At 66.5% G+C, this 1330-nt stretch carries 1 protein-coding gene and 1 pseudogene; both read left to right on the top strand.

What is annotated here, in order from left to right:
• Positions 1-474, top strand: a pseudogene (locus tag ACF1A5_RS33830) (alpha-1,4-glucan--maltose-1-phosphate maltosyltransferase); the annotation flags it as partial.
• The coding region (locus ACF1A5_RS33825) for an alpha-amylase family glycosyl hydrolase (protein ID WP_392196665.1) at positions 471-1330 on the top strand (860 nt) is incomplete at its 3' end. The pseudogene ACF1A5_RS33830 and the gene ACF1A5_RS33825, both read left to right, overlap by 4 nt.

Genomic DNA, 1330 nt, shown 5'->3' with positions numbered 1-1330 from the left:
AAGTACCAGCTCAAACCACGCGACTGGGCCACCGCCGAACGCGAGGGCCGCACCATCACCCCCCTGATCACCCGCCTCAACGACATCAGGCGCCGCAGTCCGGCCCTGAGGCAGCTGCGCGACCTGCACTTCCACCACGCCGACCAGGACGCGGTGATCGCGTACTCGAAGCGGAGCGGCTCGAACACGGTTCTGGTGGTCGCCAACCTCGACCCCCACCACACCCAGGAGGCCACGGTCTCGTTGGACATGCCGCAACTCGGCCTCGACTGGCACGAGTCGGTGCCGGTGCGCGACGAGCTCACCGGCGAGACCTACCACTGGGGCAGGGCCAACTATGTGCGTCTCGAGCCGGGTCACAGGGCCGCGCACGTCTTCACCGTCGGCCGGGGGTCCGGGGGCTGGTCCCCGGACGAGGACAGCACGGTCCTGCGACCGTCCCACCCGCAGATCGGAGGGTCAGCCACCACATGATCGTCAATGAGCCAGTTCCGGACACCTTCGAAGACACTCCCGCCAAGGACCGGGACCCGGCGTGGTTCAAGCGTGCCGTCTTCTACGAGGTCCTCGTCCGCTCCTTCCAGGACAGCAACGGCGACGGCATCGGCGACCTCAAGGGCCTGACCGCGAAACTCGACTATCTGCAGTGGCTCGGCGTCGACTGCCTCTGGCTGCCCCCCTTCTTCAAGTCCCCGCTGCGCGACGGCGGCTACGACGTCTCCGACTACACCGCCGTCCTGCCCGACTTCGGCGACCTCGCCGACTTCGTGGAGTTCGTCGACGCCGCCCACCAGCGCGGCATGCGCGTCATCATCGACTTCGTCATGAACCACACCAGCGACCAGCACCCGTGGTTCCAGGAGTCCCGCAAGGACCCCGACGGCCCCTACGGCGACTACTACGTGTGGGCGGACGACGACAAGCAGTACCAGGACGCGCGGATCATCTTCGTCGACACGGAGGTGTCGAACTGGACGTACGACCCGGTGCGCAAGCAGTACTACTGGCACCGGTTCTTCTCGCACCAGCCGGATCTGAACTACGAGAATCCGGCCGTGCAGGAGGAGATGATCTCCGCGCTGAAGTTCTGGCTGGACCTCGGCATCGACGGCTTCCGGCTGGACGCGGTGCCGTACCTGTACCAGCAGGAGGGCACCAACTGCGAGAACCTCCCCGCGACCCACGAGTTCCTCAAGCGGGTGCGCAAGGAGATCGACGACCAGTACGCCGACAAGGTGCTGCTGGCGGAGGCGAACCAGTGGCCGGAGGACGTCGTCGACTACTTCGGCGACTACGGCTCCGGCGGCGACGAGTGCCACATGGCCTTCCA

It is taken from the genome of Streptomyces sp. NPDC014864, assembly GCF_043081525.1.
Classification (GTDB): Bacteria; Actinomycetota; Actinomycetes; order Streptomycetales; family Streptomycetaceae; genus Streptomyces.
Note: the sequence above shows the minus strand (reverse complement) of the source record. Positions and strands in the feature narration are given on the sequence as shown.